Source organism: Hymenobacter qilianensis (assembly GCF_014638675.1).
GTDB classification, from domain to species: domain Bacteria; phylum Bacteroidota; class Bacteroidia; order Cytophagales; family Hymenobacteraceae; genus Hymenobacter; species Hymenobacter qilianensis.
This window is the reverse complement of sequence record NZ_BMFN01000002.1, coordinates 1,297,016-1,310,373: the sequence shown is the minus strand read 5'-3', so window position 1 is coordinate 1,310,373 and position 13,358 is coordinate 1,297,016. Positions and strand designations below refer to the sequence as shown.

Annotated in this window: 10 protein-coding genes; 6 read left to right on the top strand and 4 right to left on the bottom strand. The window is 56.1% G+C overall.

The annotated features are described in order from the left end of the window. The first annotated feature begins 152 nt into the window (after window positions 1–152). The 3 genes from IEW06_RS13240 (at window position 153) to IEW06_RS13230 (ending at window position 5,745) form a co-directional block, all read left to right on the top strand. Window positions 153–476 (top strand): hypothetical protein, encoded by a 324-nt coding sequence (locus tag IEW06_RS13240; protein ID WP_187732941.1) that lies wholly within the window; start codon window positions 153–155, stop codon window positions 474–476. A gap of 610 nt (window positions 477–1,086) precedes the next feature. Continuing rightward, the gene (locus IEW06_RS13235) at window positions 1,087–4,194 is read left to right on the top strand and encodes a SusC/RagA family TonB-linked outer membrane protein (protein ID WP_188548402.1); all 3,108 of its coding nucleotides are present in this window, start codon (window positions 1,087–1,089) and stop codon (window positions 4,192–4,194) included. Between the two features lie 30 nt (window positions 4,195–4,224). Beyond that, window positions 4,225–5,745 (top strand): SusD/RagB family nutrient-binding outer membrane lipoprotein, encoded by a 1,521-nt coding sequence (locus IEW06_RS13230; protein ID WP_188548401.1) that lies wholly within the window; start codon window positions 4,225–4,227, stop codon window positions 5,743–5,745. 4 nt (window positions 5,746–5,749) lie between these two features. Here IEW06_RS13230 and IEW06_RS13225 read toward each other — a convergent pair whose 3' ends face one another. After that, on the bottom strand, window positions 5,750–6,016 hold the full coding sequence (locus IEW06_RS13225) for a hypothetical protein (protein WP_188548400.1): 267 nt from the start codon (window positions 6,014–6,016) through the stop codon (window positions 5,750–5,752). A gap of 101 nt (window positions 6,017–6,117) precedes the next feature. Between IEW06_RS13225 and IEW06_RS13220 the strand changes: the two genes are divergently transcribed. Both IEW06_RS13220 and IEW06_RS13215 read left to right on the top strand, forming a co-directional pair. Further along, complete coding sequence (locus IEW06_RS13220; RefSeq protein WP_187732935.1) at window positions 6,118–7,653, top strand: S10 family peptidase; 1,536 nt, start codon at window positions 6,118–6,120, stop codon at window positions 7,651–7,653. Window positions 7,654–7,779: 126 nt separating this feature from the next. Beyond that, window positions 7,780–9,381, top strand: coding sequence for an amidohydrolase family protein (locus IEW06_RS13215; protein WP_187732934.1), 1,602 nt, complete (start codon window positions 7,780–7,782; stop codon window positions 9,379–9,381). Window positions 9,382–9,665: 284 nt separating this feature from the next. On the opposite strand, the gene IEW06_RS13210 is transcribed toward IEW06_RS13215, so the two are convergent. From IEW06_RS13210 to IEW06_RS13200, 3 genes are all read right to left on the bottom strand, one after another. Further along, window positions 9,666–10,817, bottom strand: a complete 1,152-nt coding sequence (locus tag IEW06_RS13210; protein WP_188548399.1) for a DegT/DnrJ/EryC1/StrS family aminotransferase — start codon at window positions 10,815–10,817, stop codon at window positions 9,666–9,668. Between the two features lie 189 nt (window positions 10,818–11,006). Beyond that, window positions 11,007–11,708 (bottom strand): acetyltransferase, encoded by a 702-nt coding sequence (locus IEW06_RS13205; protein ID WP_187732933.1) that lies wholly within the window; start codon window positions 11,706–11,708, stop codon window positions 11,007–11,009. Further along, window positions 11,705–12,364 (bottom strand): sugar transferase, encoded by a 660-nt coding sequence (locus tag IEW06_RS13200; protein ID WP_187732932.1) that lies wholly within the window; start codon window positions 12,362–12,364, stop codon window positions 11,705–11,707. Before IEW06_RS13200 ends, IEW06_RS13205 begins: the two co-directional genes overlap by 4 nt. A gap of 174 nt (window positions 12,365–12,538) precedes the next feature. On the opposite strand from IEW06_RS13200, the gene ispE reads away from it, so the two are divergent. Beyond that, window positions 12,539–13,351, top strand: a complete 813-nt coding sequence (ispE, locus tag IEW06_RS13195) for a 4-(cytidine 5'-diphospho)-2-C-methyl-D-erythritol kinase (protein WP_188548398.1) — start codon at window positions 12,539–12,541, stop codon at window positions 13,349–13,351. Window positions 13,352–13,358 lie beyond the last annotated feature (7 nt).

The following is a 13,358-nucleotide window of genomic DNA, read 5'->3' as shown; positions in this document are numbered from 1 at the left end:
CGCTTATTGGGCCCTATCGCCTAGTGAGGAGCTGAGGGAATAGGATAATGCCTCGGCCACTCAGACCAACAGACATAGAACCGTCGTTGACGGGCTTATACCCGGAGCCAAGTACCCACACGGCTGTCTATCTTGTCGACTGAGAAACCCTAATGAAACAACCAGAAAAAGTGCTCATGCGCAACGCCCTTCCCCGACTCGTGCTGCTAACTTTGCTGGCCGCTAGCTGCCACCGACAAGAACAGCCCGAGGAGGCATGTGAAAACTTTCAGGTGGGGGGTGTCTTCTTCCAAGGCGAACGGGTCCGGGTAGCGTTTAACTCGACGATCATTTATACTGACTCCTTTCCGGAAAAGCCGCGGCTCTTACTGGAGCGATTCTGTCTAGCGTATACGGATACCTTTACCGTGCAGGTGCGTATTACCAAAGCCGATGAAGTGGTGCTCGACACGGCCCTGGTGGGATATGCCCAGTAGGGGAATCATATCTTGTTTGTGCCCAGAGCCACCCCTCGAGAGCTGATGGCGTATCAAGGCTTAAACAGGGAGCAGCAAGAGGCTCTCTATAATAAAACGCCGAAGGATTCCCTGCGCTGAACGGCCACTCTACAGCCAGGGCTCATTCTGACGGACTAGGGAAGGACGACTGTTGACTACTTCGCGCGAGCGGATGAGGTGTAAAATTACCTTTTGCGGTAGGGTCCGATAAGCTTCTGTGGTTGTTGCAGAACTCCCTGCAGGGAACCTACTAGATCACCTCGACGACAAGGAGCATGTAAATAGGCTGAGCTGCCGGAATGGCCTCAAATGCCGGCCCACTTCAGATCGAACTAGGGATAGCGCATCAAAAAGCATGAACCAGTGGGGCTCAGTATGCCCCCGAACGCCTATCCGGCGCTACCCCTCACTAGTCGCTTCACCTGACTGCCCCACGCTCTCTTAGAATCGCTCACGCCTCAGCCCGGAGGGCAAACAGCTAGAGGTTCAGGGCAGCAGGCTGGAAGCATAGATCTTATTTATATAGCGTATTTTCTCATTTATATCCCTTAATCCTATATCTTCCCTCCAAGAACCTAACCTGAATTTTATGATGAGAAGACATCTACTCTTGGTTTTTCTGTTCTTCAGCGTTTGCCGTCTGGCACTAGCCCAAGACAAAGAAATTACCGGCACCGTTGTTTCCAAGGAAGACAACTCCCCCATGCCGGGTGTCACGCTGGTGATCGAAGGCACCACGAGAGGCACTCAAACCGACGTGGGGGGCAAATTCAGCTTGCAGGCCCCCGAGGGCGCCACGCTGGTTGTGTCCTTTATTGGCTTTTTGACGCAGAAAATACCCGTCACGCAGCAGAGCATGTACAATATCGCCATTGCCCAGGATTCGAAGCTGCTCTCGGAAGTGGTGGTTACTTCCTTCGGCATTGAACGGGACAAGAAATCGCTGGGGTACGGGGTGAGTGGGGTCAGCGCCGAGCAGATCACCAAGGCCCCCGTAGCCGATGTGACCAATGCGCTGGCGGGCAAAGTGGCCGGGGTGCAGATCTCCGGTACCGGGGGGGGGCTGGCCAGCTCCAACATCACCATTCGGGGCTTTTCCAGTATTACGGGCAGCAATCAGCCCTTGTTCGTGATCGATGGCGTGCCCATTGATAACAGCGGGGGCGCCAACAGTGTGAACTCCGGGGTAGCGACCTCCAACCGGGCGGCGGATATCAACCCGGACGATATCGAAAGCATCAGCGTGCTGAAAGGCGCCGCAGCCACCGTGCTCTACGGGTCGCGGGCGGCGTCCGGTGTTATCCTTATTACCACCAAAAAAGGGAAGGCGGGTACCAAGAACCTGATTACCTTTTCCTCCAACTACGGCGCCGGGCGGATAAACCGGTTTCCTGACTTTCAGAATGAGTACGCCCAGGGCAACAACGGCACCTACGCTAACAATGTCCCCGGCTCGTGGGGGCCGCGCATCACCGGGCAGACCGTCACCAACTGGTTTGGGGAGGAAGAGGTGCTGCAAGCCTACCCGAATAATGTGCGCGACATTCTGCAGACCTCGGCCTTTCTGCAGAATAACCTGAGCTTCTCCGGGGCGAGCGACAAAAGCAACTACCGCATCTCCTACGGCAACACCTATGAAACGGGGCTGGTCCCGGGCAATGAGCTGAAGCGAAACTCCTTCAACATCAACCTGGGCACGAGCTTAACGGACAAGCTGACAGTCAACACCTCCATCAACTACATCAACAACCGCTCGGAGCGCACCCAGGCCGGCAACCAAGGCTCCAATCCCCTCTGGCGCGGCATCTATACGCCCCGCAGCTATAACCTGTCGGGTTTGCCCTACCAGGATGAGCTGGGCAACCAACGCTGGTTTGCTGCCGAGGATCAACCCTACTGGGCCATCGAGCACGTGACCTACTCGGACGAGACGAACAGGGTATTCGGTAACGTGAACCTGGCTTATGACTTTACGGACTGGCTGCGGGCCGACTTCCGCATTGGAGGCGACGTGTTTTCTACGCGTAGCAAAGGCTTTGACGACAAAGGCATCCGAAGCAACGGCAACACCAACTCGGCCGGCGCCGGAGGCATACGGGACGCCGAACTCTTTTCCCGCGACATTAACTCCTACCTCACGGTAACGGGCAACCGCAACCTCGGGGAAAACTTCCGCCTCACAGCCACCTTGGGCAACGAGGTGATATCCAACTACAGCAGCACGATAAACGCCGTTGGTCTGGGTATCGTGGTGCCGGGGTTTGATAACCTAAAGAACTTCCTGTCTTATAACCCTTCCGGCAGCATCACGGAACGGAGGCTGATGGGTTTCTTCGGTGACTTTATTCTGGATTACAAAAACTTCCTCACCCTGAACATCAAAGGCAGAAACGACTTTTCCTCGACCCTAACCAAGGACAACCGCTCTATCTTCTATCCGGCGGTAGCGGTGAGCTTTGTGCCGACCGATGCCTTTCCCCAGTTGAAAGGAAACATCCTGTCCTCCGCGAAGATTCGGGCCAACGTGGGCGAAGTGGGCAAGGGGGCCGCCGTGTACAGCACCAGCACCTACTGGGGCCAGGCCAGCGCCGCCGATGGCTGGGGCTCCACCACGGTTAACTTTCCTTTTAATGGCTTAGCTGGTTATACCTACAACAATTCCGCCGGCAATCCGAACATTAAGCCGGAGTTTACGCGGGAGATTGAACTCGGCACGGAGTTGAGCTTCTTCAAGGAGCGCTTGTACCTCGATGCCTCGGTGTACCAGAGAGACACCCGCAACCTAATCTTCGCCGTGCCCGTGCCGGCGACCTCTGGCTTTACCAGCTCCATCACCAACGCCGGCAAGCTGTCGACCAAAGGGCTGGAGGTGCTGCTGTCGGGCAGCCCGATTAAAATGGCGAATTTCCAGTGGGAGTCTATTCTCAACTTCACCACCTTCCGCACCGTGGTCGAGGAGCTGGCCCCGGGCGTGGAAAGACTGACCATTGGGGGCTTTACGTCCCCGAACACCCAGGCCGTGGCCGGCCAGCAGTACGGCCTGATCTACTCGACCGACTACCTTAAGGACGAGCAGGGAAGACTCCGGATTGGGGCCAATGGGCTGCCGCTGACGGCGCCCGGCGTATCGGCAATTGGTAACCCGAATCCGCGGTTTACCATGGGCCTGACCAATACCTTCAGCTACAAAGGCTTGAGCCTGTCCTTCCTGCTCGACTGGAAATACAAAGGCGATATCCTGTCCCGCACGGTGGGTGATTTACGGATTCAGGGGGTGGCGGCGGAAACGGCCGAGTCCCCCCGCTTTAACGCCGATGGCACCCCGAACAAGCCCTATCTGTTCGAAGGGGTGTTGGCTGATGGCCGCCCCAACGATGTGTACGTGACGGCTCAGGACTACTGGGGCCTGCGCGGCAAGTATGTCGCCTGGGCCGGCTACGTACACGATGCCTCGTTTGTGAAGCTGCGCGAGGCGAACCTGAGCTATAGCCTGCCCCAGCCGCTGCTGTCCAAAGTAGGCTTTATCGATGCGCTTCAGGTATCGCTGTACGGCCGCAACCTGTTTGTGCATGCGCCGAACTATCCGCACCTCGATCCGGAGCAGAACTTGCAAGGAGTGAGCAACTCCCGCGGGCTGGAGTTTGGTATTCAGCCAGTAGCCCGGACAGTCGGGGCCAGCTTACGGGCTACCTTCTAACTTTTCCTTTCCTGCAGTTACCGCACACTCATGAAATACCCTAAAATCCTATCCATCGCGCTGGTGTCGGCCGGGTTGATTTTCCCCTCGTGTGACAGCTTTTTCGACGTAAACGATGACCCGAACAACATCACAGTAGCCCGTGCTACCGAGATACTTCCGGCCGCCACTACCAATATTGGCTTCATGGGGGTAAGCGATTTGATGCGCTACAGCAACCTGATCATGCAGCAGTTTTCTGCGCAGGGGCCGGTATTGAATAACACCTTCACCAACTACGAGCGCTACTCCATCAGCGACTCAGATGTAAACAATACATGGAACTCTATTTTTGCGGGTATTCTCGCCGATCTGGAGCAGCTGATTAAAGTATCCACGGAGAATGGCAGCCCCCACTACACCGGGGTCGCTAAAATCCTGAAAGCCTATACCTACCAGGTAACGGTGGATGCTTGGGGCGATGTGCCGTACACCGAAGGGCTTAAATTTGGGGAGGTCCAATACCCGAAGTACGATGACGACGCCGTCATTTACCCCCAGCTGATTGCTCTCCTCGATGAAGGCATCGCGGATCTGAATGCGCCGACCTCGCTGCTGGAGCCCAACAGCTTTACTACCATCTATGCCGCCCCAACTTGGGCGGCCTCCAAAGTAAAATGGGAGCGGCTGGCCAATACGCTGAAGCTGCGGATGTTTTTGCACTACAGTGAGTCTGATCCGGCCTTTGCCTCCCAGCAGATCAGGGCTCTCATCAGCAGTGGCGCAGAGTTTATGAAGGCCAATGACGACAACTTCCAGATGATGTTCCTGAACCAGGCGCAGCGGCAAAACCCACTGGCGAGCATAGAGGGGGGACAGTTCAGGGATCAGTTTTTCCCCAACCGCTTTCTGGTGGACCTGATGAATACCAAGGAAGACCCCCGGCGGACGGCCTATTTCATCCCCTTCCCGTTCAACTCCACCTCGTATAAGGGCTCTTCCATTCTGGACGCCACGCCGTCAGCGCTATATTCGCGGCTGCACAGCTACCTCAAGGGCACTGCCTCGGCCGTCAACCCCGCGGGCGTGCTCGCGAACGGAAGCATACAGGGCACGGCCATCACCTACGGCGGCGACGCGCCCTCCCGGCTGCTGCTCTACTCCGAGTACAACTTTATCAGAGCCGAAGCCGCGTTACGCTTCGGGGCTCCCGGCGACGCCGAAACATTCTTCCGCGAAGGAATCCGGGCTTCCATGAGTAGTGCCGGAACAACACCGGCCGCCATTACGGCTTATCTGGCTGCGAATGGCACCCTGGCCGGCACGCAGGCGGCGAGGCTGGAGCAGATCATCAACCAGAAATACATTGCCAATTTCGGCGTGGTGATGGAAAACTGGACCGACTGGAGAAGAACAGGTTACCCCAATATTAAACCCATCCCGACACCCGTGGCCGTTTGGAATGGCGTACCCAGGTCGCTGTTCTATCCGTTCAACGAGGTAAGCAGCAATCCCAATATCAAGCAAAAAGCAACCTTGCTGGAAAGAGTATTCTGGGACACGCGGCCATAGAAATTCAGGAGCGCATCACGCTGCAAGCGGTTATGCGCTTCTGATGACCGCCCACCGCAAACGCACCGCTTTCTAGTTCTTCACAGTAAGTATCTGCCGATATTTCCTCAAGCCATTGGCTAGGGTATGTGGCCACACGCGGCAGCTCCTTGCTGATGTGGCAGAATTTGCCCCCCAGCCAGTATAATTTAACCCAGGGGTAGAATTTGCCCCCCAGTCGGTTGTTCAACGAGCCGCCGTGGCGCGGCGCTACCCGAGTCAGGAATTGCAATAGGGTGGAAGTTCGCGCTGGAAACTAACATGCTGACGTTGTAAACGAAAACAGAAAGCTAACCTGAACATAATAACTAGTTCTGGCTCAAAGACTAAAAAATGAAACGACTCTTATCCTTATTCCTTCTACTATCAGTTGCTTTGACCCCCGTAGCGGCACAGAAGCTGGCCCTGAAACTGGACTCGACTGTAGTCACCAAACACGAGGTGACGGTAAAAGGCAAACGTATTCCGTACACCACCACCGCCGGCACCCAACCCGTTTGGGATGAGAAGGGCAAGCCGGTAGCTGGGCTATTCTACACCTACTACGAGCGCTCTGATGTGAAGGACAAGGCGAACCGGCCACTGGTTATTTCCTTCAACGGCGGCCCTGGTTCCGCCTCGGTGTGGATGCACATTGCCTATACCGGGCCCCGGCTGCTTAACATTGATAAGGAAGGATACCCCTTGCAGCCGTACGGGATAAAGGAGAACCCACACTCCATTCTGGATGTAGCCGACATCGTGTATGTAAACCCGGTAAACACCGGGCTCTCCCGAGCGGTCGATACGCTGAAGGCAGAGGCGGTTGCCAAGCGGTTTTTTGGCGTCAATGCCGACATTAAGTACCTGGCCGGCTGGATCAACACCTTTGTTAGCCGCAAAAAACGGTGGGCTTCGCCAAAGTATCTGATTGGCGAGAGCTATGGTACCACCCGGGTCTCGGGGCTGGCCCTGGAACTGCAGAATGCCCACTGGATGTATCTGAACGGGGTGATTCTGGTGTCGCCCACCGAGTTGGGCATCAAGCGCGAAGGCCCGGTAGCCGCCGCCAACATGTTGCCGTATTATGCCGCAACTGCCTGGCATCATAAGGTACTGGCGTCCGATCTGCAACAGAAAGATTTGACGGCTATGCTGCCTGAAGTAGAGGAATTCACGATTAACGAGCTGATTCCGGCTATTACCAGAGGATGGAGCCTCGGAGACCAGAAGAAAAAAGAAATTGCCGGCAAAATGGCCCACTACTCCGGCTTATCAGCAGAGGTAATTCTACAGCAAAATCTGAACGTGCCGCCAGCTTTTTTCTGGAAAGAGCTGCTGCGTAAGGAAGGCTACACCATTGGCCGACTCGACTCCCGCTACATCGGAATTGATAAGCAGGAGATAGGCTTGCAGCCGGATTATGCGCCGGAGCTTACTTCGTGGCTGCACTCCTTTACCCCAGCCATCAACATGTACATAAGCGAGGAGTTGAAATACAAGACCGACATAAAATACAATATGTTCGGGCCGGTGCGCCCCTGGGACAACAGCGACGATAACACCGGTGACAACCTGCGGCAGGCCATGGCTCAGAATCCGAACCTGCATCTGATGGTACAGTCGGGCTACTACGATGGAGCCTGCGACTACTTCAATGCCAAATACAACATGTGGCAACTGGACCCCAGCGGTAAAATGAAGGACCGCATGAGCTTCAAAGGCTACCGCAGCGGGCACATGATGTACCTGCGCAGCGAAGATCTGGCCACCTCCAACGAGGATATCCGGGAGTTTATCCGGGCTTCTTTACCGAAGCCCGGCCAGCCGGCCCAGTATACCCGCAAGAAAGTGGAGGGAGGAAAGCCAACAGGGCAAACAAACAGATAACCGGCTGCACATTGCGCTACCTATCCGTTTTGATTTACGCTAGCCAGAACCTTAGCCGCATTATCGCCCCATTCAAAGCTCTGTTTCCGCTAGGAGGCAGAGCTTTGTATTAAAAGCAACATCCGCATGAAGTCGCACAAAACACTTTTTCTGCTGCTGTGCCTGCTGGCTCAATTACGCCTAGCCGCGCAGCCGCAGCCCGCAGCGGTGCCCAACCGGCAGGAGGGGGAAGGTCCGTGGCCGCAGCTTATCATCAGGGGTGTTATTCTGATTAACAGCACGGGTTCGCCGCCCCTGGGCCCGGTAGATATTGTGGTGGAAAACAACCGCATTACTGATGTCCGGGTGGTGGGCACCACGGCCCTGCCCATAGATGCCACAAAACGCCCCCCACTGAAGCTAGGCGGCAAGGAACTGGACGCATCGGGTATGTACCTGATGCCGGGCTTCGTGGATACCCATGCCCATATTGGCAACAACAATGGCTCCGATGCCAGCTATGTCTATAAGCTTTGGATGGCGCACGGCGTAACTACCATTCGGGAGCCATCGGCGGGTAATGGCCTGGCTTGGACGCTGGAGCAGAAAAAGAAAAGCGCCCAGAACGCGATTACTGCCCCGCGCATACGGGCCTATACCCGGTTTGGCATGGGCAGCAAACAACCCATTGCCACGCCCCAGCAGGCCCGCGAATGGGTAAGGCAGAACGCCAAAGCCGGCGCAGATGGGATTAAGTTCTTTGGGGCCGCCCCGGAAATCATGCAGGCTGCCGCCGAGGAAAACAAGAAGCTGGGCCTGAAATCGGCTATCCACCATTCGCAGACGGATGTAGGTCGCTGGAATGCGATGCACAGTGCCAAAGCTGGCATCAGCTCGTTGGAGCACTGGTATGGCCTGCCCGAAGCCATGTTCACGGACCGTACGGTGCAGCATTACTCCCTGGACTACAACTATACCAACGAGCAGAACCGTTTCGAGGAAGCCGGCACCTTGTGGAAACAAACTGCCGCGCCTTTCTCCGCGAAATGGAATAAGGTGATGAATGAGCTGATTGCGTTGAACTTTACCCTTTGCCCAACCTTTAATATTTATGAGGCCAACCGAGACCTGATGAGGGCCCGCACCGCCGAGTGGCACCAGGACTACACCATGCCCGAACTCTGGAAGTTTTACACCCCCAGCTGGAATGCGCACGGCTCTTACTGGCACTCTTGGGGCACGGAGCAGGAGGTGCAGTGGAGAGAAAACTTCAGGTTGTGGATGGCTTTTATCAATGAGTATAAAAACCGTGGTGGCAGGGTTACAGTAGGTACCGATTCGGGTTTTATTTATGAGCTGTTTGGGTTTGCATATCCTCGCGAGATGGAGCTGCTACGTGAGGCAGGATTTCACCCGCTGGAGGTTATAAAAGCTGCCACCCTGAACGGAGCGGAGCTGTTAGGCATGGAAAAGGAAATTGGGAGTGTAGAGATCGGGAAGCTGGCTGATTTTGTAATTGTGGAGGAGAATCCGCTCAAGGACTTCAAAGTTTTATATGGTACCGGGACCATCAGACTGGCAGAAAACAACCAGGTGAGTAGGGTAGGGGGAGTAAAGTACACCATCAAGGATGGCATTATCTACGATGCAAAAGATCTGCTTGCCCAGGTGAAAAAAATGGTTGAAGAAGAGAAAGCTAAAACAGGCTTTCAGATTACTCAACCCGGTGTAGCGCCTCACAAACATTAACCTGAATCAAGCCTTATCGGGGTATGGCCCTGCTAAATGTCGCACGTTACCCGCCAGCAGCTACTTCCATTCGCTCGCACTCTTTGCCCGAGCCAGGCGGTCGGGTGGAAAGTAGGTAAAAGCTAGGGGCGGCGGCTACTCATACGCTAGGCGCTCTCCCCGGAAAAATTGCTTAACGTAATCGAATCTATAGCTGCTAACTATAAAAGATAAATGATTTTCCCTCTGTAATTGCCCCTGCTTTTTATAACTCTATTAGGTTGGTTACCAATCATTAAGATAGGCTAATCAATACCAACCGCCTCCCGCACGGCTCCTGCTACACGCCGCAAATCCTCGTCCGTCATGGCGGAGCCGGAGGGTAGGCATAGGCCGCGGTCAAACAGATCCTCGCAGACACTGCCGCCGTATTGGGGGGCATTTTGGAAGAGGGGCTGCAGATGCAGGGGTTTCCAGAGGGGGCGGGCTTCGATGTTGCGCGTTTCGAGGTGTAGGCGGACCTGCTCGGGCGTAACGCTGGTGTGAGTGGGATTGAGGAGGACGGTAGTGAGCCAGCGGTTGGAGCGGCTGCCGGCGGGCTCCTGGGGGGCAAATTGCAGGGCCGGCAAGTCGGCGAGGTGGCGCTGATACCAAGCGTAAATCTCGCGCCGCTTTTTCACGCGGTCGTCCAGCAGCTCCATCTGGCCCCGCCCGATGCCCGCCAGAATATTACTCAGGCGGTAGTTGTAGCCAGTGGCGGAATGTTGGTAGTGGGGAGCCGGATCTTTGGCTTGGGTAGCCAAAAACCGGGCTTGCTGGGCTAAGTCGGCGTTATTGGTAACAAGCGCGCCGCCGCCGCTGGTAGTCAGAATCTTGTTTCCGTTAAACGAGAAAACACCCACTGCCCCAAACGTACCCAGCGGCCGCTTGTCGTAGCAGGAACCCAATGCTTCGGCAGCGTCTTCGAGTACCGGGATGTTGAACTCGTCGGCTATGGCCAGAATCTCACGCAGCTGGGCCGGCATGCCGTATAAGTGAACCAGCAGCAGCGCTTTGGGGGGCTTTTTGCCTAGTCGCAGGCGGTCTTCAATAGCTTCGCGCAAGTGCACCGGGCACATATTCCAGGTTTGCGGCTCACTGTCAATGAATATTGGAGTGGCCCCCGAGTATACAATGGGGTTGGCGGTGGCTACGAAGGTGAAAGAGGAGCAAAGCACTTCGTCGCCGGTGCCTACACCCAACAATATCAGGCCGAGGTGAATTGCGGCCGTGCCTGAGTTGAGCGCTACGCAATGCGATGCGCCGGTATGCTGGCAGATATCAGCCTCAAAACCAGTGATATTGGGCCCCGTTGGGGCTACCCAGTTATCCTCAATAGCCTTGTGCACATAGTTCAGCTCGTGACGACCAAGGTGGGGCGGGGAAAGAAAAATACGGTCGTGATCTTGGCTGCGCATAGGGTGACAACGGCGGAAATTAATGTAATGATAGAGCTCAGCTGAAGTTCAAACGACAGTCATGCCGAGCACCGCGAAGCATGTCGCGTACTGACCCAGGATTTGCAACCTAGTAAACACGCGAGATGCTTCGCTGCCGCTCTGCATGACGTTCGTTTCTGTATGCGGGCCGAGTTATTTAGTAAGCACTCAAACAGAGTGCCTCTTAATCACGGAGGCCGGAACACCAACGGCAGTGCAGCTGGGGGGCAAATCGCGGACAGCTACTGCTCCAGCCCCGATTATGGCGTGGGCACCCACACGCACCCGGTCGATAACGGTGGCATTGGTACCCAAATAAACGCCCGTTTCCAGGTAAGTTGCCCCGCCAATGTTAGCGTGCGGCATGAGCGAACAAAAATCGCCTAATACGGCATCGTGGCCAATGGTGCAGCCGAGATTGAGAAGCACGTGCTTGCCCAACACAATATCACAAGTGAGAATGCAGCCCTGGCTGATAATGCAGCCTACGCCTACCTCAACCTGTTGGTAAGGCTCACGGGCGACCGCCGGGTGAACGAGCGTAGCGAAGGAGAGTTGTGACGATGTAAGCCTTTCTACCACGTTGGCCCGGCTCCGGCTGTTTCCAACAGCTATCGTCACGTGCAGCGGCTCGGTTACGGCATTCAGGTCGGTGGCGGTACCTAAGTACGGTACTCCATGAATGGAATTTGCCGGAGGGCGCACGTCGTCGTAGAACCCGGTAATGTGCCAGGTGGGCTCGTATGCGTTGATCTGATGAATCAGCATCAGCACTTCGCGGCCTAGCCCACCGGCACCGAAAATAGCCAAAGGACGCGTAATGGGATGCTGGTCAGTTTCTTCGTATTCAGAGAAAAAAAGCTTGGTCATGAGGCTGAATTGTCGGCAACGGTGGGAGCGGGGGAGCCACGGAAGGCTTCGGTGGTGGCTTGACCGGGAGCATTAATGCCTTGAGCACCAAGCACCCGACGCACAGTGCGCGCTAAAATAAGCAGGTCCAAGCGCCAAGATACGCGTTCAACGTACCATACGTCGTAAACGAATTTCTGCTCCCAGCTGATCGTGTTGCGCCCGTTTACTTGGGCCCAGCCCGTCAGGCCGGGGCGCACGCTGTGGCGCCGGGCCTGCTCGGGTGAGTACAACGGCAGATAATCCGGCAGCAGCGGCCGCGGGCCAACCAGGCTCAGGTCGCCGCGCAGCACATTCCAAAGCTGGGGCAGCTCATCCATGGAAGTAGCGCGCAGCCAGCGGCCTAGGCGCGGCAGCCGAGCGGCATCGGGCAGAAGCTGGCCGTGAGCGTCGCGCTGGCTGGTCATGGTCTGGAGTTTATACAGCCAAAAAAGCCCCCCACCCAAGCCGGGGCGCTGCTGCCGGAAGAGAAATGGCCCCCCGTTCTGCACGGCCAAAAAGCCCCCCGCCAGCAGCAGCAGCGGCAGCGCGGTCAGCAGCAGCGGCGCGGCCAGCACCACATCGAGCAGGCGCTTGCCCCAGGCTTGGTACCAATCGGTGGGCGGCGGGTGAGGCATAGAAGAAGGAGTTGAGCTAAGGCAAATTTATTGTTTTCTGGGGCGTTCGTAGCGTAAGCTTTCGTGGTTTAAAGTAGGTTTGGGCCTTGGCTTATTTCCTGCCAACGATTCGAAAGCGCTAAAGCTTTTCCAACAAACTGATGAACCCGGCAGTCAACGCCAACGCTACTCTCTATGCTCGTTTTTCCGAATGCTAAGCTCAACCTTGGCCTATACATCACTGGCCTGCGCCCCGACGGCTTTCGCGACCTCGAATCGGTATTCGTGCCGCTGCCATGGAGCGACGCGTTGGAAGTGCTGCCTGCCGAATCGGATTCGCTGGCGCTGACTGGCATTCCCATTCCGGGCGAGCCTCACACCAACCTGTGCTGGCGGGCTTACGAGTTGCTGCGGGCCGATTTCAATTTGTCCCCCGTGCAGATGCATTTGCATAAAATAGTGCCCATTGGCGCTGGTTTAGGTGGCGGCTCGGCCGATGCAGCCTTCGCGCTGCGGGCGCTGAACGAGTTGTTTGAGTTGAAAATGCCCCCCGCAAAGCTGGAAGATTACGCCCGGCGCCTCGGCAGCGACTGTGCTTTCTTCATTCAAAACAAACCCGTATTTGCCCACGAAAAAGGCGACGTATTCGCGCCGATAAGTCTAAGCTTGGCGGGTGTGGCCTGCAAGGTTATCTACCCAAATCTGCACATCAGCACGGCCGAAGCTTACGCCCGTGTAACCCCCCGAACGCCGCGCCACGATTTGCGCACGAGTCTGGCGCGGCCCATGGAAACGTGGCGCGATACCGTTAGCAACGATTTTGAGGATGCCCTAACCCCGCATTATCCGGTATTGGGCGAGCTGAAGGCGGCATTGTACGAGGCCGGTGCTGCTTACGCTAGCCTGTCAGGCTCGGGCTCGGCGGTGTATGGGCTGTTTCCGGGTAAAGAAATGCCCCCCAGCATGCCCGTTGCGTCCGATTATCTGGTGTGGAGCGGGGTGTTGTAAAAACCTG